17 protein-coding genes are annotated in these 19,472 nt (G+C 62.9%); 11 read left to right on the top strand and 6 right to left on the bottom strand.

Going from position 1 to position 19,472, the window contains the following annotated elements:
• Positions 1 to 43: 43 nt before the first annotated feature.
• Together AADJ02_RS12695 and AADJ02_RS12690 are read right to left on the bottom strand one after the other, a co-directional pair.
• A complete protein-coding gene (locus AADJ02_RS12695; RefSeq protein ID WP_341213382.1) occupies positions 44 to 1,609 on the bottom strand; it encodes a hypothetical protein in 1,566 nt (521 codons plus the stop codon).
• 469 nt (positions 1,610 to 2,078) lie between these two features.
• Positions 2,079 to 3,032: a glycosyltransferase gene (locus AADJ02_RS12690; protein ID WP_341213381.1), complete on the bottom strand. Its 954-nt coding sequence runs from the start codon at positions 3,030 to 3,032 to the stop codon at positions 2,079 to 2,081.
• A gap of 19 nt (positions 3,033 to 3,051) precedes the next feature.
• Here AADJ02_RS12690 and AADJ02_RS12685 point away from each other — a divergent pair, with 19 nt between their 5' ends.
• The 4 genes from AADJ02_RS12685 to AADJ02_RS12670 all read left to right on the top strand — a co-directional run bounded on the left by AADJ02_RS12685 (position 3,052) and on the right by AADJ02_RS12670 (position 6,941).
• A complete protein-coding gene (locus tag AADJ02_RS12685; protein ID WP_341213380.1) occupies positions 3,052 to 3,912 on the top strand; it encodes a family 16 glycosylhydrolase in 861 nt (286 codons plus the stop codon).
• Positions 3,905 to 4,876 (top strand): glycosyltransferase family 2 protein, encoded by a 972-nt coding sequence (locus tag AADJ02_RS12680; protein ID WP_341213379.1) that lies wholly within the window; start codon positions 3,905 to 3,907, stop codon positions 4,874 to 4,876. Before AADJ02_RS12685 ends, AADJ02_RS12680 begins: the two co-directional genes overlap by 8 nt.
• A 2-nt stretch (positions 4,877 to 4,878) precedes the next feature.
• On the top strand, positions 4,879 to 6,033 hold the full coding sequence (locus AADJ02_RS12675; RefSeq protein WP_341213378.1) for a glycosyltransferase: 1,155 nt from the start codon (positions 4,879 to 4,881) through the stop codon (positions 6,031 to 6,033).
• 65 nt (positions 6,034 to 6,098) lie between these two features.
• On the top strand, positions 6,099 to 6,941 hold the full coding sequence (locus AADJ02_RS12670) for a sulfotransferase (protein ID WP_341213395.1): 843 nt from the start codon (positions 6,099 to 6,101) through the stop codon (positions 6,939 to 6,941).
• A gap of 6 nt (positions 6,942 to 6,947) precedes the next feature.
• On the opposite strand, the gene AADJ02_RS12665 is transcribed toward AADJ02_RS12670, so the two are convergent.
• Positions 6,948 to 8,108 carry a glycosyltransferase family 4 protein gene (locus AADJ02_RS12665; protein ID WP_341213377.1) on the bottom strand — a complete coding sequence of 387 codons (1,161 nt, stop codon included), beginning with the start codon at positions 8,106 to 8,108 and terminating at the stop codon, positions 6,948 to 6,950.
• Positions 8,109 to 8,663: 555 nt separating this feature from the next.
• Between AADJ02_RS12665 and AADJ02_RS12660 the strand changes: the two genes are divergently transcribed.
• Positions 8,664 to 10,076, top strand: coding sequence for an oligosaccharide flippase family protein (locus tag AADJ02_RS12660; RefSeq protein WP_341213376.1), 1,413 nt, complete (start codon positions 8,664 to 8,666; stop codon positions 10,074 to 10,076).
• Between the two features lie 305 nt (positions 10,077 to 10,381).
• Here AADJ02_RS12660 and AADJ02_RS12655 read toward each other — a convergent pair whose 3' ends face one another.
• Both AADJ02_RS12655 and AADJ02_RS12650 read right to left on the bottom strand, forming a co-directional pair.
• Positions 10,382 to 11,821 carry a mannose-1-phosphate guanylyltransferase/mannose-6-phosphate isomerase gene (locus AADJ02_RS12655; RefSeq protein WP_341213375.1) on the bottom strand — a complete coding sequence of 480 codons (1,440 nt, stop codon included), beginning with the start codon at positions 11,819 to 11,821 and terminating at the stop codon, positions 10,382 to 10,384.
• 158 nt (positions 11,822 to 11,979) lie between these two features.
• A complete protein-coding gene (locus tag AADJ02_RS12650) occupies positions 11,980 to 12,756 on the bottom strand; it encodes a DeoR/GlpR family DNA-binding transcription regulator (RefSeq protein WP_341213374.1) in 777 nt (258 codons plus the stop codon).
• Between the two features lie 143 nt (positions 12,757 to 12,899).
• Between AADJ02_RS12650 and phnD the strand changes: the two genes are divergently transcribed.
• From phnD to AADJ02_RS12620, 6 genes are all read left to right on the top strand, one after another.
• Entirely contained in the window at positions 12,900 to 13,886 is a 987-nt protein-coding gene (gene phnD / locus AADJ02_RS12645) for a phosphate/phosphite/phosphonate ABC transporter substrate-binding protein (protein WP_341213373.1), read from the top strand.
• 61 nt (positions 13,887 to 13,947) lie between these two features.
• Positions 13,948 to 14,724, top strand: coding sequence for a phosphonate ABC transporter ATP-binding protein (phnC, locus tag AADJ02_RS12640; RefSeq protein WP_341213372.1), 777 nt, complete (start codon positions 13,948 to 13,950; stop codon positions 14,722 to 14,724).
• Positions 14,725 to 14,795: 71 nt separating this feature from the next.
• A complete protein-coding gene (gene phnE / locus AADJ02_RS12635) occupies positions 14,796 to 15,578 on the top strand; it encodes a phosphonate ABC transporter, permease protein PhnE (protein ID WP_341213394.1) in 783 nt (260 codons plus the stop codon).
• On the top strand, positions 15,575 to 16,378 hold the full coding sequence (gene phnE / locus AADJ02_RS12630; protein WP_341213371.1) for a phosphonate ABC transporter, permease protein PhnE: 804 nt from the start codon (positions 15,575 to 15,577) through the stop codon (positions 16,376 to 16,378). The genes phnE (AADJ02_RS12635) and phnE (AADJ02_RS12630) overlap by 4 nt, the downstream gene beginning before the upstream one ends.
• Positions 16,375 to 17,286, top strand: a complete 912-nt coding sequence (locus AADJ02_RS12625) for an HAD-IIA family hydrolase (RefSeq protein ID WP_341213370.1) — start codon at positions 16,375 to 16,377, stop codon at positions 17,284 to 17,286. The genes phnE (AADJ02_RS12630) and AADJ02_RS12625 overlap by 4 nt, the downstream gene beginning before the upstream one ends.
• A gap of 211 nt (positions 17,287 to 17,497) precedes the next feature.
• Positions 17,498 to 18,007 (top strand): N-acetyltransferase, encoded by a 510-nt coding sequence (locus AADJ02_RS12620; RefSeq protein ID WP_341213369.1) that lies wholly within the window; start codon positions 17,498 to 17,500, stop codon positions 18,005 to 18,007.
• A 139-nt stretch (positions 18,008 to 18,146) separates the two neighbouring features.
• On the opposite strand, the gene AADJ02_RS12615 is transcribed toward AADJ02_RS12620, so the two are convergent.
• On the bottom strand, positions 18,147 to 19,388 hold the full coding sequence (locus AADJ02_RS12615) for a glycerophosphodiester phosphodiesterase family protein (RefSeq protein WP_341213368.1): 1,242 nt from the start codon (positions 19,386 to 19,388) through the stop codon (positions 18,147 to 18,149).
• Positions 19,389 to 19,472 lie beyond the last annotated feature (84 nt).

Raw genomic sequence — 19,472 nt, 5'->3', positions numbered from 1 at the left:
GCCACGAAATGGCGATGCCGAGAGAGTCAAGCGGGCCCAAACCCTAAGTTGGCGCAAGCCGGCCTACAATACGATTGCGGGTTAGTTCGCAGTTCTGCGGCGGTACCGACTTGTGTCGCCACCGGATCGCCAAGAGCGCCCCGTCTTCGCGCGTGGTCAACGCCGGGGCCTCGCCCGCAAGCTCTCGCAATATGCGATCGCCCCAACCTTGGGTGGTCCACCAATTCGGAGTGGTCACGAGCAACCCCTCCGGTACGCAGAGCATCACACGTGCCATCTCTTCGACGTCTCCGACAACCGGACGGCCAGTTCTCACATCCACGCTGTAGTTGTGGGGCGGATCCAGTTCCGAACGGCGACTAGCGCTGAATAGAATGTCGTAGTTGCCAAGATAGGCGATATGATGAAGCTCTCTTGTCGTCGCGACGAATGGGAGGCTTAGCCAATCGCCCACCACATCCAGACCATGGCTCCAGTCGCCCCGCGACGGAATCCCCCGGCCAGCGGCAAGCTCAAGTGACCTCGGCACGAATGCGGTCGCACTGATGATCGCGAGTCCGGCGATTGACACAATCCCAACCGATACCTTTGGTGAAAGTCTGTCGACGAGAAGAATATAGGTACCTCGAAGCCCTAGGGACCAGGCAACAAACAGAAACGGTGTCGCATAAGATATATAGCGCATGGCTTTCATGCCGCCGAAAGAATGGACAACGAAGCTCACGCCAAAGACCGCCGCGCAAAAAATTGCCAGCGGGGCGTTCACGCTCAGTCCCAATGGCACCAGGATTAACCCGGCCAGCCACAGCACCCCGTAATCCGTCTCGAATTGTTGAAAGTAGAACCCATAGTAATCCCGCAGTGGAGCGGCATGGCCAGGAGTCCAGCGATAAAAGCCCCAAGCCTTTGCAGGCGCATCCGTGCCGCCCAGTAGGACCAAAGCTAGGAGAGCCGAAGCGGCAATGACCGACATAAAGGCGATTCCCTGCCAGAAAGACCAGCGGCTGCGAGACCACAGGACGAGCGCCCCACCAAGGCAGGCGCCCCCGATGCCGATGAGCGAGCTGATCTGCAACCGGACTGCCAGATACCAGCTCAACACAGTAACGAGGGCCAGAATAAGTTTGGGTCGCCCATCCATTAGTAAAAGATAGAAAGCCGCTGCACCCGATAGGAAGCTCAAGGTATGAAGGGAGTAAAAGCGCGCGAGTTGGGACTCGATAATGCCTTGTGGCCAAACGACAGCAAACGCGGCGGCGAGGAATGCGACGGCGAAACCGGCATTTCGTTCCGCCCAGAGGAAGACCAGCGCCGGCACCAGTGTCCCCGCCACCATCGACACCGCGCGGGCCATGGGCAACGCATCCGATCCGGTAAGGCGGAATAGCTCTGCAATTAATCGCGTGAATATCGCGCCGCGCCAATATTCGCCGTCCAGAATCCTCGGCACCCCGAAATCGAGGATCCCCTTTCCGGCGAGCAGGTGATAGAATTCGTCGAATTCTCCTGGAGCCGTCAACAGCCCTGCACGGAACGCAGCGGCGGTCGCTAGGAAGAAAATCAAGACAAAAGGGGTTGGCGGGTATGATTTGCCGACGGACTCGGTCATGAGTTTTTCTGCTTCGCCGAAGGGCAAAGGGCCTTCGAACCGTCGAAGCTGTGACCGGTCATCACACTGTTGGCGCTCAATGTCCGATCCTCCCTGTCACACGGCCGTTTAACTACTGCAGCTTCAGCGATGCACAATCTGCGAATTGCTCTGGCGGCCGCACCGATTCCGACTTGAATCTGCCCCGCTCAAGCTAGATCAGCTTGGCTGTTGCGTGCAAATCATAGTTTTTGGGCCAATCACCGTTCTCCAGTTTGCGTCTGCATCGTGTCAGATCATTGGGCAGCTATTCTCACGTTTCGCACTAGGCAGTCGGATTGTTTAGCAAAGTGCCTTGCCGAAGACGCCCGCTGTGGCGGGCTATTGCCCCGTTGGGCCTCCTCGTCAGAGAATCTTCGGCTTTCACACGGCTGATGCAGAGTGCATTAGGCCATCTGTGACACCCTTCCGCAGTCGGCTCTAGCACCCATCAAACTGCCTTGCGTTGCCACATCTTTCGCAACATTAGCCCTCCCAGACGAACGGCAGCGGCTGGCCGCATCGACAGGGTGACAGCTGCGTGCCCCAAGCGCCCCGACCTCATGTCCCGGGCGGCCACCTCCATGGCCAGCATATCAGCTAGGTTTCTCGTGCGTTCACGCAGGATACGCTTGACCTCAGGGGTCAAGCTGTCGGCATGACGCTTGCGAAAACTCTGGTCGGCCACCATGAGCGCGCGCCCATGGGTCGGGTCCAACCGCCGCGATACCGACGCGTCACGCTGTGTGTAGAAGTAACCCGCTTCCGGTACAAACCAAAGGTTCCCCCCTTGCGCGAGCAATTCCGCAACGAGATGGAAATCTTCGCCATTGTGCAGCGACTGGTCGTAGCGAAGACCGGTCCGGTCGAGGAAACTGCGGCGGATAACCGGCTTTAGATAGCCTAAGGCGGGCTGCCCGGGGCGGGCACGACACCCCGACAGAAACCGCTCCAGCGTCCACTGCTCTGGCTCGTGGATACCCATATCTGCAAGGTGACTGGCTCCCAGCAAGCGGCCGTCCGGAGCCACTGGTACGAGATCGTCATAGATGCAATCTGCCTTCAGGCGTTCGGCCGTTCCGATCAGACTGTGCAGGCGCCCGGGCCGCATGTCGTCATCGCTGTCCAGAACGGCAATCCATTCTCCCCGTGCCATCTCGATGGCCACGTTGCGCGCACGGGCGGGCCCCCCGTTGCGATCAAGTGATACGGTCCGGACCCGCGAGTCGGCCGTTGCGAGCCCTCGCGCCACACGCCAGGTGCCATCAGTCGATGCGTCGTCGACAACGATCACTTCGAGCCCAGAGACATTCTGAGCCAAGGCACCGCGCACACTCTTGGCAAGCCAGGCTTCGGCGCACCACGCCGCAATAATGACCGTTGCAACGACCTTGTCATTCGTCATACGCTCACTTTGTCAAAGAATGGTCCCGCCCGCGATGATATATGTCGTTTCGCGCAAAACAATTTGGCGATTGTGTTTCGTGTGCATGCTAGGTTCGGCCTTTGGTCTAGTTTTGGCCGTGCTATCGGCGCGATCGGCCAACGCGCAACCAGAAGGCAGCTTCCTTTCGAGGTTCGACAACGGCGACCCCTTGCCTGACGGCTGGCAGATAAGTAATTTTGCAGTTCGCTCACCGGGCTTGAGAACGGCCTGGACCCGCAATGCGGTGACCAGCGGCGGCCTCAAAGGGATGCCGCTCGAGTTGCGACTTTATCCTGCCCCCGCGGAATCGGACAAGAATTTCTTTGGCGGGCAGGTGCAGCGCCAGAGACGCACCCATTACGGCCATTACGAGGTAGAGATGACGGCCGGGCGAGGCAACGGCGTTATTTCCAGCTTTTTCACATATACCGGGCCCTATTTCGGTGACCCACATGACGAAATAGATTTCGAGTTTCTCGGTCGCGATACCACGAAGGTCTGGGTCAATCGATTCGCCAAGGGCGAGCGGTTGCCGGGCAAGTGGATCGATTTAGGCCTCGACGCCGCCGCCGGGCCGAACGTGTATGCGTTCGACTGGCTTCCCGATCGAATTATATGGTTTGTGAACGGTCGCGAGATCTACCGTATCGAGGCTAAAGATCGTGTGCTTCCCGACATTCCGGGGCGTATCTATTTCGACATCTGGACCGGAGGGCGAGGCCAAACGCATTGGGCTGGATGGGCCGATCAGAGCACCGAAAGCCTCGCCAAATATTACTGCATTTCATATCGCCTGCCGCACGAGCAGGCGCCTTCATGCTCGGATGAGCGTGCATCCACGGTGCACTCCGATGAATGAGGACGGGACGGTCACCCCGGAGGTCACCGTTATCATGGCGGCTTGGAACGCCCAAGCCACGGTCGTTCGAGCCATCAGATCGGCTCTGGACCAAACTGTGCCGCTCGAGATCGTCGTGGTCGACGACTGCTCATCGGACCGAACGCTGGCACTCGTCGAGGAACTGGCCATACGCGAACCGCGCTTAAAGGTTCTGCGGCAAGCTTATAACCAAGGCCCTGCTGCCGCGCGGAACCGCGCCTTGGTCGAAAGCCGAGCGGAATGGGTCACCGTGCTCGATTCCGACGACTGGATGGAGTCCGGGCGACTTGCTGCGCTGCTCGCTTTTGCCCGGCACCGCCATGCGGATTTTGTAGCCGACGACATCTGGAAGATCGATGAGGGCGCACCCGTCTCGGAACGCCGAGCAATGCTCGGCGATGTGGATGATCCGCAAATCCTTTCGGCAGGGCGATTTATCTCCTCCAATCTCACAGCGGAGCATGGCGGGCGCCGGGAAATGGGGTTTCTAAAGCCGCTGATGCGACGCCAGTTCCTGCTGCAGAATGAGTTACGCTACGACGAAGCCATTCGGCTTGGCGAGGATTACGTGCTCTATACGAAGGCATTGCTCGAGGGCGCGGTGTTCGTGCTGGTCCCACCGGCTGGCTACGTGGCCACGGTGCGATCCACGTCACTGTCGGGGAGGCACGCGACCGATGTACACGCCCGGCTCGCAGCGGCCGATCGCGATATGCTCTGCCGACAGGATCTGCCTGCTACCACCAAGCAGGCTCTTGAGGCACATCTGCTGGAGCAGCGCCGGAAACTCGCATGGCGACAGCTGATCGACGCGGTTCGCGATGCAGACCCGGTCGCTGCGGCGCGCTGCTTCTGGGCACCCCCGCGCGTCGTCGCGGACCTGCTCAGCCGGCTGACAAGGGAGTCGATCACAAGGGTCAGGCAACGGGTTGGAATGGGGTAGCCATGGATGAGACGTTCGATTGCCTCGTGGTTGCCGACCCGCGCTTTGCCGGGGGTAGTACCGCCGCGCTCGTCTCCGATGTCACGGCGATGTCGGCACTCGGCCTGAAGATTGGCTTGCTCTTCGTACGGTCCGCCTATCTCGACGACAGCCGCGACGTCGCAAACACCAAGGCGCTGGCGCTGCGCGATCTGCCTGGCGTGACCGCCCTATCCCCAGGCTGCCGGGCTCGCGGTGACGTTGCGTTTCTGCATCACCCGCTTGTCTTTTCGCGGGGCATCGAAGAACGGGCCCGGCTGTCGGTCAGGCGCGCTCTGCTCGTGGCTCATCACCCGCCTTTCCGGTCGGACGGCTCGCTAGAGTACAACCCAGTCGGCGCGATCCGGCGGGCCCGCGCAGCCTTGGGCATCTCGGCGCGCTTCGCACCAGTCTCTCCCTATGTCCGAGCCCAGCTCGCATCCTTTGCGCCACTTGTGGTGCAAAGCTCGATGGACTGGCCGAACATTTTCGCGACCGAGGATTGGCCAGTCCTCCGCGCGCCGTTCTCGGGTAATGGTCCGACGGTGATCGGACGGCACAGTCGGGTCGACACGCTCAAGTTTCCTGCGACTGGTGCCGAGAACGACGCTGCCTACCCGGCCGGTCCGGATCTGAAGGTGCGCGTGATGGGATGTCCAGTAGAAGCGCTCAAGAAGATCGGCGCGCATCCCCAGCGCTGGGACATCCTCGCCTTCGGCGAGGAGCCGGTGGCGGATTTCCTCAACTCTCTAGACATATTCGTTTATTTCTACCACCCCGGGATTGAGGAGGCCTTCGGCAGGACGGTGGTGGAGGCCGCACTCTGCGGACGCCCGCTCCTTCTCGATCCGCGATTGAGGCGGACTTTCGGTGACCTGGCAAGCTATTGCACCCCCTCCGAAGTCGCCTCTGCGGTTGATCGACTGGCCGCGAACCCCGCATTGGCCCGTCAGCGCGCGACAGAGGTCCGTGACAAGATGGCCGCAAACTACGGCTCCCAGAGCCTCGGTCGAAGGCTGGAGTTGATCGTATCGGATAAGGGCGTACGTGACCGCTCCGGCGCGGCCGCCTCGCCGGGCTTGGTCGCACACAAGCTGGCCGGCCACTACCGGCGCCGTATTGCAGGGGGAACAGGGTGAGACCGCGCCTACACAGCGTGACGACCGGGCTGGTTCGCCGCTCTCATGTCGCGGCACTGCCGCGGTTGCGCTTTACACCGGCTTCCGCGGAAAGCCCGCTTTTTGTCATCGGCTCCGGGCGGAGCGGCAATACGCTCGTCAGGCGCGTGCTAATGGCTTCGGGCCAGATCTACATTCCTCCCGAGACTTTTGTTCTCGGAGAGTTGATAACTCTCTGGCCGCGCGCCTGGACACTGAGCTGGCGCGAACAGATATGGCTTTTCTGCGCCCATTTCGAGAAGCATCACCATTGGCCGACCTTCGAGCTGCCCAATCTCAACGGGTTCGCCGCCGAAGCGCAGCAATTGCGGCCCCAGCGTCTTCGACCGTTGATTGAGGCGTTTTACCATTACCTCGCGCGCGCTTCGAATTCGAGTGCAACGCGCTGGGGCGACAAGACCCCGTGGAATACCTACCACCTGCCATCTATCGCTCGGACCTTTCCCGAGGCGCGGTATCTCTGGCTTGTCCGGGACGGCCGCGATGTAGCTCTCTCCTACCGCAAAGCGGGACTCATCCCGACTTTCGAGGCCGCCGCGCTTCGATGGGGCGAGGCAAACGGCGCCTGCGCCCGCCTCGCTCGTTGGTCCCCTCACGTGCTGCAGGTGCGCTACGAGGATCTCGTTGCCGACCCGGAAACCGTGTTTGCCAATGTATTTACTTGGGCTGGGCTGACCTTCACCCCCGCGATGCTGTCGACCAACGTCGGACAGCTCGGCGATGTTGAGCAGTTGCAACATCATGCCGGCGTGGGGCGCGCCATTTCCACCTCATCAGTCGGCAAATGGCGAGGCGAGATTGGCAAGGGCGAACTGGCAACGGCCCCGGCCAAATTCGATCGCTGGCTGTCACATCTCGGCTATGCCTGAGCCAACTCAGACCTTCGAAAGCTGCGGCAGGATATGTCCATCGAAGAAGCCGAGCAACTTGCGCCGGTAGGCCGCGGGGCTGAATTCCGCATCCACCCTCTGTTGCGCCGAGGCGGCCAGCTGGTCGCGTAGTTCCGGTGCATCGAGCAGCGCGCCCAGCCCCCGCGCCATGTCTTCGGCATCGGGGTTAACCAACATCGCGATGGAGTCGTCGAGAACCTGCGTGTGGGTCGGCAGGCGTGTCGCGATCAATGGGCTGCCGCTGTCGAGATAGGAGTAGACTTTCATCGGCGTGTTGCGCCCCTGCGTGCGTGGCGAGGCGACTATCGCGGCGGCCCCGAGGTAGTCCGTGATAAATTCGACCGGGCGTGGACCAAGCAAGCTGACTTGGCCGCTTATGCCCAGCCGGCCCGCCAACGCGGCATGGGCTGCGATGTGCGCATCCGTCCCGCCAATGATGACGAGCCGGGCAGTGCGTCCGGTTGCGATCGCTCTCGCGAAACCTTCGATCAACAGATCGACCCCCTGATACCCCTCCAAGTTGCCGATATACATGACGATCGGTTCTTCGAACTGGCAGTCCGGCGGCACTTCGCCGGAGTCCGCGACAAGTGAGACGTCTTCGATCGTCTGCACGGGCAGTCCGGGCGCATAGTCTTCCATGGTCGATTGCAGCGCACGGCAACAGGTCAGCGCGCCGATACTCGCGCGCGCGGCGCGCTGCTCGACATAAGCCACGCTGGCCCGGAGCCACCGAGGCAGGCCGAACTTGTCATCCAGCTGTTCGGGGATTGAACTGTCCATGTCATAAACAAATGGCACCCCGAATACCGGTCGTAGCAGCATTGCGATAAAGGCCGCCTCTTCGACCGCGATGACCAAGTCGTAGGAGCCCTTATGCAGCTGCCGTATCGCAAGCCAGGTCAGGCCGATATCCGCAATGATCTTCTTGATGGAAAAGCCGGGGGGCATATTCCGTGTGCCGGGAAGCGACGGAACGCGAAGTACCCTGTATCCTTCGTCGCCGGGATCGACGCCTTCCGCGTACACGATCGCGTCGCAGTGATGCCCCTCGGCGGAGAGGACCTTCAGGAGATTGCGCACCGCAATGGGCGTCCCGCGCGGAACGAAGAAAGGTTGAGGCGCCAGTACCAATATCTTCTTCATAGCCCTGCCATAATGCGCCAGGCTGGAGGACCGACAAGCCACCAGGGGTCGTCACCCCCAACGAAGTTAAAGGCCCTTTTGCCCACTCCCGGCGGCATAACCTCTGCTTCGGCCCTTGACCTTGCCGGCACGCAGGGGCTCTGGTCTCGTGCCGCATCGAAACTGCGACTGCTACGCTGCGTGTAGTGCTCCGACGAAACAAGGCGTTTCATATCCCCTTGTCGCGGTGCGAAAGCAAATATAGCCGCTAAATTAAGCTTGCAGCCGCCGGGTCTTTCGCCTGTCGATATCTGCATGAGAAACATCAAAAACTTGTCCCGCATTGGAAACGCAAGAAGCCTTATTTTCACCCGCTCGGGTCCGGACCGGTTCGCCGTATTGCTCCATCATGTCGCCAAACTACCCGTTCCGGCAAGGAAAAGTTCCCCTTGCCAAGGGATCAGCGTCAAATCCCAATCGGGAGTTGACGTTTAATGCAGCGATTGAACTAGTAGCGTAGTGACATCGTGGCGACGCGGGGTTCGTTCGCCGCGGCAAGGGTGACGGTGCGATTGGATGGCTAGAACTTTTCTTTTTAATGCCGGCTCCCTGGGAGCCTCCCGAACGCTGCTCGCCCTGTCCCAGATCCTCGTCCTCCCGGTCGTTTCCCGCTATCTCACCCCGTCCGAGTTCGGGGACATGGCCATCGCGATGAGCATCGTTGTCTTCGCACAGATGCTGAGCGACGCGGGCATGGGCCGGTCGCTGATCCGCCAGCCCAGCTATGACCCCGCTGAGTGGAACAGCGTGTTTTGGCTACTGGCCGCAGTCGGGACGCTTCTCACCCTAGGTATTGCCGCTCTCGCACCGGTATGGGCTGCCCTGTTCGATAGGCCGGCGTTGCTCTGGCTAGTGGCAGTTCTTTCGGTGCTCCCGTTCCTAAATGCTCTCACCGCGGTCGCAACAGCCCATATGGAGCGAGAAGGCCGCTTCCCACGTCTCGCCCTAATCCGGGTCGGGGCCGGTGTCGCAGGGCTGGTCACCGTCTTGGTGCTGGCCGTGTTCGGCGCCGGGGCCTGGTCGCTCGTGGGGCAGCAAGTCGTGATCGCCATGGTCCAAAGTCTCGGAACCTGGATCCAAAGCAGTTTTCGCCCTACAAGGCCGCACAATTTCGTCCCTCTAGGGGGACATATTCGGTTCGCAACCGATAACATCGGCGTCTCGCTGTTGTTCAGCGCCCAACGACAGGGCCCCATCCTTTTGATTGGAGGCATTCTTGGTGCCGTGCCAGCGGGGCTGTTCTCGATGTCTCAGCGTTTTCTGACTTTGCCACGGAATGCCATCGCCGGGCCCGTGTCGCAGGTGGTCTTCGTGCGCATTGCCAAGGCTCAAGCTGCGCGGGAGGAGGTCGCGGAGATATATGTCGCGAGCTGCCGGGTTCTTGCTGTAGCTGTCTTTCCGCCGATGGCCGTGCTGGCCGGCAGCGGTGGTAGCCTGTTTCCCTTTCTGCTTTCAGATACGTGGGCCTCTGCGTCGGTGATCGTCGCCCTCGCCGCTCCCGGCGTAATGATCGATACAGCGACCGCTAGCGTCGGGGTTATGCTGCAGGCGCTCGACCGGACCCGGTTGCGGCTCAGGATGATCGCGGAGCGGACGCTGCTGCGTACGATCGCTGTCGCGATCGCCTTGCCGTTCGGGATCGAGGCGGTGGCGCTTGCGCTAACGCTATTCTCCATCGCCTACCTGCCGCGCTACCTCTGGTTCGCGGCGCGGGTCGCGCCGATCAACGGCAGTGCCGTACTAAGCGCCATGACCATTGGAGCTTTGGCCTCGGCTATCGGATGGGTCGCCATGTTCTATAGCGCCCAGTTTTATGGGGCGTGGCAGATGCTCGGGCTGTCGTGTGCAACTCTTCTTCTGACATGGGTTCTCGCCATTCTGCCGCAAATGTCGCGCCTTCACCGGGCGGCCTCGATACTGAGCCCATGACGGACGCCACCTATCCTCTTGGCCGGTCGCTTGGTCGCGCCACGACTGCGAGCGAGCAAGTGTGTAATGGCGGTTCCAAAAGATTTCCCGCCAACATTTTCTGCGCGAATTAGGTCCAGGTTTCGTTTCGCATGGCAGGAACTGCCTTTGTTGCTATTGAGCGGCAATGGGGCCTCGCCGGGGCTCTGTTGCGCAACAGAGCCATTAATCCCCTATAAGTTTATAAGGCTATTCTGAAATCCACCGGACCGATGTTTCAGCTTCAAGTTGGCGCGTTGTTTCCGAAACCGACGTTAACCCGACTTTCATCCGCGCGCGTAAAGGTCCTCATAGCGCACGATGTCATCTTCGCCGACATAGGCACCGGTCTGCACCTCGATGAGCACCATCGGCAGCTTGCCGGGGTTCTCGAGGCGGTGGACAGCACCGAGCGGAATATAGACCGACTGGTTCTCGGTCAGGAGCCGGACCTCATCGTCCACCGTGATCCGCGCCGTGCCCTCGACCACGATCCAATGCTCGGAACGGTGGTGGTGGCTTTGCAACGACAGCGCCGCGCCGGGGTGCACCATGATGCGCTTCACTTGGAAACGGCCGCCGATTGCGAGGCTTTCGAACCAGCCCCAGGGCCGATGATCCTTGGGGAATCGGGTCGCTTGGGGCCGGCCACTTTTCTTGAGGGCCTCGACCGCCTTCTTGACGTCTTGGGCGCGGGACATGTCGGCCACCAGCACCGCGTCGCCCGTGGCAATCGCCATGATGTTCTCAAGCCCGATGCCGACGATCTCCAGCTGCGCGCTTTCCGACCGCAACAGGGTGTCACGGCAGTCAATGGCCGTGGCGCCGCGAGATGTGACGACGCCGTCGTCGTCGGGTCCGCTCTCGCGCCAGACCGCGTCCCAGCCGCCTAGGTCCGACCATTCGTCCATGAAGGGGACGACCGAGAGATTCTCGGCTTTTTCCATCACCGCGTAGTCGATCGAGATATCCGGCGCAGCGGCCCAAGCGTCGGGGTCGAGGCGCAAGAAGCCCAAGTCGGTCTTGGCGGCGGCAAGCGCGGCCTCGACCGGCGAGAAGATCTCTGGCGCATGGGTGCGGAAGGCCGCGACCATGTCTGCCGCGCGCGCCATGAAGATGCCTGCGTTCCACAGGAAATTGCCCGAGGCGAGCATCGCCTCGGCGCGCGCCGCGTCGGGCTTTTCGATGAAGCGGGCCAGCGGCTGCGGCGCGCCATCGACGGACGCGGTGCCAAGTTCGAGATAGCCATAGCCGGTTTCGGGGCGATCGGGCTGGATACCGAAGGTGACAAGGCGCCCGGCCCGGACCGCCTCGAGCCCGCGTTCGATTGCGGCGTGAAAGGCGGTCACGTTCGGAACGACGTGATCCGAGGGTGAGATCAGCATCACCGCCTCAGGATCGGTCGCGCATAGGTATAGTGCCGCGGTAAGGATTGCGGGCGCGGTGTTGCGCCCCTCCGGTTCGATCAGCACCGCGCCTGGATCGATACCGGCAAGGCCGAGCTGTTCGGTCACGATGAAGCGGAAGTCGGCGTTCGTCAGCACCAGCGGCGCCGCAAAGCCGAGGCGGCCGTCGTGGCCAAGACCCTCTCCGTTCAGGCGTTTGGCCGAAGCCTGAAACAGCGTTTCCTCACCCGTCAGGGGCACGAACTGCTTGGGGTAGCATTTGCGCGACAGGGGCCACAGTCGCGTGCCAGAACCGCCACAAAGAAGAACGGGGTGAATCATGGTCGATATCCCCCGTAAAAACTGGAGCGCCTTGGATCTGAAAGGCATATCAGACGGATGCTGTTACGCAAACCGGTGTTCGGCTGGAAGGTCTGTTTCTCGCGACAGGCAGTGTTGACGGTTCGGGACCATAAACGCGGGGCCGCGATCCGACCGTGTCACACCACGCGCAGCGTCGCGCCTTGATCGGCGCAGGCCTGCACCAAACCCGCATTCGGCGCGGCGTCGGTCAGGATGAGATCGAACATCGACAGCGGGCCAACGCGTGCGAAATGCGTCAGACCGTGCTTGCTCGCATCGATGAGCAGCACAGCCCGCTCGCTCGCGGTGACCATCGCGCGCTTGACCATGTCGAAGCCGCGCACCGCCTCGCTCACCGTCTCCGCGTTGATCGCCGAGGCCCCGAGGTAGCACGCATCGACCCGGTAACGCGACAGTGCCTCGACCGCCTCCTCGCCGATCATCGCCCCCTCTCGAGCGAGCAGCCTTCCCCCGCAGAGCCGCACCTCCGAGCCGGACACCCCGCCCAGCAGCTGCGCCACCTGCAGACAATTGGTGATCACTGTGACCGGTGTGGCGGCGATGGCGAGGTAGCGGGCGAATTCGATGGTCGTGGCGCCGGCGTCGATCATCAGCGTCTCGCCCGGGGTCACCAGCGCGGCCGCGTGCCGTCCGATCCGCGCGCGCTCCGCGACCTGCGTGCCCTGCCGCGCCTCGAGATCGCGCTGCGTGCCCGGAAACGGGGCGGTGGCGCCGCCATAGGCGCGCAGGATCTGCCCCCGCCCGTCGAGCGCGCCGAGATCGCGGCGGATCGTCTCGGGCGTCACCGAAAACCGCTCGGCCAGATCGGCAATGCGCACATGCGGGCGCAGCTTCAGCTCCATCAGGATCTGTGCCTGCCGGTCCGCCTTGGCGGGGCGCGCGCCAATGGCCATGTCCTGCCTCCGATGTCCGACCTCAGACATTCTCAGGCAAGAAAATGTTGCACTGTCAAACTCGAAGTGCTTCGATCCAAGCGATCTACAGCGTCGTTGAGGAGTGACGCTGCGGACTGTCTCTGGGAGGAGGACCACTCGACATGCTCAAGCACCCGACGATTCTTGGCGCGGCGACGATCGCCGCCATCGCGCTTTCGGCCCATGCGGCCACGGCGCAGGACGACTGCGCCGAGCGCGGCACGCTCGACCCGATGTATTGCGACGCCGACGGCGATCTCGTCGCCGACGCGCCGACCGACGAAGGCGAACTGCAAGACCCCGGCACGCTGGTCTTTGCCTATACGCCGGTCGAGGATCCGGCGATCTATGCCGACATTTGGGAGCCGTTCATCGAGCATCTCTCGGAAGTGACGGGCAAAGAGGTGCAGTTCTTCGCGGTGCAGTCGAACTCGGCCGAGGTCGAGGCGATGCGCTCGGGGCGGCTACATATCGCGGGCTTCTCGACCGGCCCCACCCCCTATGCGGTGAACCTCGCAGGCGCGGTACCCTTCGCGATCATGGGCTCGGATGACGGCCAGTTCGGCTACAAGCTGCAACTCTATACCCAAGCCGACAGCGACATTCAGGAGCCTTCGGATCTCGCGGGCAAGCGCGTGGCGCATACCTCGCCGACATCGAACTCGGGCAACCTCGCGCCTCGCGCGCTGTTTCCCGATCTCGGCGTGACCCCTGACGAGGATTACGAGGTCACCTATTCGGGCAGCCACGACCAATCGATGCTCGGCGTTGTCGCGGGCGATTACGATGCGGCCCCCGTGGCCTCCGAGGTGGTCGACCGCATGGCCGAGCGCGGCCTCTACGACCCCGAGGAGGTGCGCATCGTCTGGGAGAGCGATCCTTTCCCGACCACCTCCTACACCTATGCCCATGATCTGACACCCGAGCTGAAGGAGAAGATCGAGGAGGCGTTCTTCAGCTACGACTTCTCAGGCACGGCTCTGGGTGAGGAGTTCACCGGCGTCAGCAAGTTCATCCCGATCACCTACAAGGACCAATGGGCGGTGATCCGGCAGATCCAAGCCGCGAACGGCGTGGAATACACCCCCGAAGGCCTCGCCGCCGAGTGACGCCCATGACCCCGGCCCGGTTCCCCAGACCGGGCGGGCCGGGGTTCGCAAGGAGACTGCGATGCTGAAGATCACGGATCTCGTGAAGCGCTATGGCAAGGGCGAGCCGGTCCTGAAGAACCTCGACCTGACCATCGAGGGCGAGAGTGTGGTGTCGATCATCGGCTCTTCGGGGGCCGGAAAATCGACGCTTCTGCGCTGCATCAACCGGTTGGTCGAGCCGACATCGGGCAGCGTCGAGCTGAACGGTACGGAGCTGACGACGCTGCGCGGGCGCGACCTGCGCAACGCGCGGCGCAAGATCGGCATGGTGTTTCAGGGCTTCAACCTCGTCGACCGGCTCACGGTGATGGAGAACGTCCAGTCAGGGCGTCTGGGCTACATTTCGACATGGGCCGCGCTGTCGCGGCGCTACCCCAAGGAAGACATCCGCCGCGCCTTCGAGCTGATGGAGCGCGTGGGCATCGCGCATTACGCAGACAAGCGCGCCGACGAACTGTCGGGCGGCGAACGCCAGCGCGTCGGCGTGGTGCGCGCGCTGATGCAAAAGCCCGAGATCCTGCTCGCCGACGAGCCCACCGCCTCTCTCGACCCCAAGACCTCCGAGCAGATCATGGGGCTGTTGCGCGACCTCTCGCGCGAGCTGAAGCTCCCGGTTCTGATCAACATCCACAACGTCCACGAGGCCAAGGAGTACACCGACCGCATCGTCGGCATGCGCTATGGAAGGATCATCTTCGACGACCTGCCGGGCATGCTCGATCAGGACGCGATGGACCGGATCTATTCCGGCAGCCCCGCCGCCGACCGTGCGAGCGGACTGAAGGAGGCGTCATGAGCACGGGCCGGATGGATGGCCCGGACGTACCCGCCGGTGCCGCGGGCGGCGCCACGTCGGGTGCGACCGCTATGCGGGACCACTGGCGCAAGAAGAGCTTCATCGCCAACCCGGTGATCCGCTGGCTCGTCTATGGCGGCGCGATCCTCTATGTCGTCTGGACTCTCGGCACCCTGCCGATCGACTGGGCTCGCGTGGCCGAAGGCGTAGAGCGGGCGGGCCGGATCTTCGGCGGGGCGTTCCCGCCGAGCTTCGAACGCTCGGGGCTCTTGATCGACGGCTTTCTCGAAAGCCTGAAGATCGCGATCCTTGCCACCTTCGGCGGGGTGATCCTGTCGATTCCCATCGCCTTCATGGCCGCGCGCAACGTGGTGCCCAAGGCGGTGTTCTATCTCGGCCGCGCCATCATCATCGTCGCGCGCAGCTTTCACCCGGTGATCGTCGCGATCATCTTCGTGAAGGCGGTGGGCTTTGGCCCGCTGGCGGGTGTGCTGACCCTTATCGTCTATTCCATCGGCTTCGTCGCCAAGATGCTGGCCGAACGGATAGAGGAGATCGACTTCGGCCAGGTCGAGGCGATGCGCGCCGCCGGTGCGCCCTATCTGTCGACGCTGATCTATGCCGTGGTGCCACAGATCATGCCGCGCCAGATCGGCCTCACCATCTACCAGCTCGACAGCAACTTGCGCGCCTCGGCGGTGGTCGGCATCGTCGGCGCGGGCGGCATCGGCTCGACGCTCGCCAACGCCTTCGGGCGCTATGACTATGACTTCGCGCTGGCCATCACCATGGTCATCGTCGGCGCGATCCTTCTGTCCGAGGCCGTGTCCGGCCAGATCAGGAAGCGCATATGACCCTTTCGGACCTCGGACGCGATGACTGGACCCGCTTCACCCTCAAACAACGGCTGCAGCGCTACGCCGTCTTCGCGCTGACCGCTCTGGCGATCGCCTGGGCCATCACCTCGATCGAGGTGATCTGGGATTGGGTCTGGGACGCACCGGAACAGATGGGCGACCTCTTTGGCCGGATGATCCCGCCCGATCCGTCGAACCTTGGCGTGATCCTGCGGGTGCTGTGGGAGACGGTGAACATCGCCACCATCGCCACCGCCTTCGCGGTGATCCTGTCGCTCCCCGTGGCGTGGCTCGCGGCGCAGAACACCACGCCCAACCGCGCCACGCTCTGGGTCGGGCGCTTCATCCTCGTGTCGTCGCGCTCGATCAACACGATCATCTGGGCGCTCTTGTTCGTGGCCATCTTCGGACCCGGCATCGTCGCGGGCATCGTCGCGATCATGTTCCGCTCCATCGGCTTCGTGGGCAAGCTTCTGGGCGAAGCCATCGAGGAGATCGACAAGCGCCCGGTCGAGGCACTGGAGGCCACGGGCGCCTCGCGCTTCAAGGTCATCGCCTATGCCATCGTTCCGCAGGTCATGCCGACCTTCTGGGCCGTGTCGATCCTGCGCTGGGACATCAACCTGCGCGAGTCCACGGTGCTCGGCCTCGTCGGCGCAGGCGGCATCGGCATCATCCTGCAAGGCGCGATCGACACCTTCAACTGGCGCGAGGCGGCGACCGTGCTGATCGCGATCCTCGGGCTGGTGATCCTGGGCGAGATCGTCTCGGCCTGGCTGCGCCGCCGGATCCTGTGACCGGCGCGCCCCCCAGCGGGCGCACGGCCTTCGACGCCTATGTCGCGGTCCGTCACCGCCTGCCCGAGGCGCCCTTGGGGGGCGGGTTTGGCCACGCGCCGGATCTGGGCGCCATCGCCGATCCGTTCGACGTCATCCTGTTCGATGCCTACGGCGTGCTCAATGTCGGAGAGACGCCGATCCTCGGGGCGGCCGCGCGGATCGCCGAGCTGCGTGACCGGGGCAAGCGGATCATGGTGGTGTCGAACTCCGCCGGATATCCCAAGCGCGCGATGATGCAGCGGTTCGAGCGGCTCGGCTTCGACTTTGCCCCGGACGAGGTGGTCACAAGCCGCGAGGCGCTGCTCGCCCATCTCGCCCAAGCGCCGCCGCGCCTGTGGGGCGTGATGCTGGGGGTTGGCCACGGTCTGCGCGAGTTCGAGGAGATCGACGCGCACCTGCTGCTCGACGACGCGGCAGGCTATGATCAGGCCGATGGCTTCCTGCTCGTCGGCTCGGACGGCTGGACCGTGGAGCGGCAGCGCCTTTTGACGGCGAGCCTACAGGCCCGCACCCGCCCCGTGCTCGTAGGCAACCCCGACCTCGTCGCCCCGCGCGAGACCGGCCTGTCGCTTGAGCCCGGCCATTTCGCCCATGCCTTGGCGGATGCCGGTCTCTGCGCTCCCGAGTTCTTTGGCAAGCCGTTTGGCGCGATCTTCGATCTGGCGCTCTCGCGCCTCGACCCGCCCCCCGCGCCCAACCGGGTGCTGATGGTGGGCGACACGTTGCACACCGACATTCTGGGCGCGCGGGCCATGGGCTTCGCCTCGGCGCTGGTCACCGAACACGGGCCGCTCGCGGGCGAGGACGTGATCGCAGCAATCGACCGCGCGGGCATCATGCCCGACTTCGTGATCCCGCATATTTGAAGGCTGGAGAGGGCCGCGCTTGGGCAGGTCCGTCGACGGATAGATCACAGGTCGCGGTTCGTCACGTCGATGATTGGTTCATAAGCAGAGTCTGCTTGAACAGGGCGCCTTCATCTCATCGGCCTGAGCTAGAGATGAGGAAGTAAAGTATCCGCACTTCCCTCCCACATTCAGCGTTTACCCCTGCTTCGGTCAAAGGCATATCAGAGCCATGACCCTCAGACCGGCCCAGATTTCGGACGCTTCGAGCATCGCCGCCCTCTCCCTGGAGGTGTGGATCAGCACCTATCTGAAGCGCGGCGTCAGCCCCTTCTTCGCGGACTATGTCCTGGACATGTTTACCGCAGCCAATGCCGAGAAATTCATAGCCGATCCGTCGGAGTTCGTGATGGTGTCGCAGAACGATGAGGGCATCGACGGATTCATACGCGTATCCGCAGGCGGCAAGCCGCCTGTGAATGGATGTTCCGACCTGCAGATCGCGACCTTCTACGTCCAGCCGCGTCACCATGGGAAAGGGATCGGGTCGCGCCTGCTCGACGCGGCCCTCGGGCATTGTCGCGCAACGCAGGCCGATACGGTCTGGCTCACGACCAACGCGGAAAACGCGCCCGCCATCGCGTTCTATCTCCGGAAAGGCTTCGAGCATGTCGGAGAGACGCATTTCCGCATCGGCATGGAAAGCTATCTGAACAACGTCTATTCCTCCCGTCTGAACTGACTAGGGATCACAGCGCCCTCGCGGATATCCGCGAGGGCGTCTTCGCTTCGAGGCACCGGACGCACGGCGCCGTCATTTGAATCTTGTGGACATTTCGGCAAAGGGCCGGATAGCCCCCTGCCCTGATCTCAGGAGCCGCTCACAGCCCCATGCAGTTCGCGTAATACGTCACCGTCGCCGGCCAGTCCGAGAACACGCCTTTCACCCCCACCTTCTGCGCCAGCGCGTCAAGCATGGCATAGGTGTCGCCATCATCGTCGATGGCCTGCTCGACCGACTGGAAATACCAGCCGCCCCCTTCGGCCAGCGGGCCCGAGCGTTCCAGCGTCCAGGTGATGATCTCGAGGCCCGCGGCCTTGGCTTCTTCGGCATAGGCCGAAGGCACGATCTCGCCCGCCTCGTCGGTCGTCACCAGCATCCACATCGGCGGCGCGATGTAGTTCACCCCCATGTCGGCCAGTTCCTGCATCGTCGGCTTGAAGGTCGCGGGGTCGTTGGCGTCGATCAGCCCCTCGTCGTCGTCCTCGGCCTCGTAACGGTCATCCAGATAGACCGCCTGCGCGCCGAACTCGGGCTCGTTCTCGATCCAGTACTTGATGTCGTCGAGGTTGAAGCTCTGCGCCCAGACACGCGAGGGATCGATGCCCGCGTCCTTGTACTCGTCGATCATCTTCTGCGCGTAATCGCCTTGGCTGAAGCCGTCATAGGGCATCTCGACCGAGGCCGATTTCAGCTCGGGCGTGAAGTCCGCGCCAAGGCTGTCGATGAGCGCGATCGACTCCGCGTGGGTCATCACCTCGGCGCCGGGCACATAAAGCTCGGTGCGCCAGGGCGCCGTGCCGCCCTGGAATTCTTCGGCCGTGGTGGCCTTGGCGTTCGAGGCGTCCATCTTGGGCTTGAGCTCGCGGAACTCGGCCAGCGTCAGATCCGAGGTCCGGCACTCGGCCGAGGCATCCTCTTCGCCGGCAGCAGCGGTGAAGGGCGTGGTGCATTTCCCGGCCAGATCGCTGACGAGGATGTTCGTCGTGGTGGCGAGGTCGTTCTGCGCGTGGCGGCAGACCAGCTCCTTGTCGGCAGTAAATGTCACGTCGCATTCGACGATCCCCGCGCCTTGCCGCGCGCCCGCGACATAGGATTGCCTGGTATGCTCGGGCAGCATCAGGGCCGCGCCGCGGTGGGCTATGGAGAAGGCCGAGCGCGCGGGCGTCTGGCCCTGACAGGACATCAGCTTGTCCTTGAGCGCGCCGTCCTCCATCGCATCGATCAGGTAGAAGGGGCGTTCGCCATAGCTCAGCGCGCCGCCGCCCGCCTCCATGTGGCTTTCGGCGAGCGCCATCGACGGCAGCGCCGTGGCAAGCGCGAGCAGTGTCATCGTCTTCATGTGTCGTCCTCCCTGTGAATCCGGGCATCTTGTGTGCCGGTCTTCTGATCGAGGAGCCTATGCGAAAGATGACGTTCGGAATAA

This window comes from uncultured Limimaricola sp., assembly GCF_964022235.1.
In the GTDB taxonomy this organism is placed as follows: domain Bacteria; phylum Pseudomonadota; class Alphaproteobacteria; order Rhodobacterales; family Rhodobacteraceae; genus Limimaricola.
This window is presented reverse-complemented; position numbering and strand designations above follow the sequence as displayed.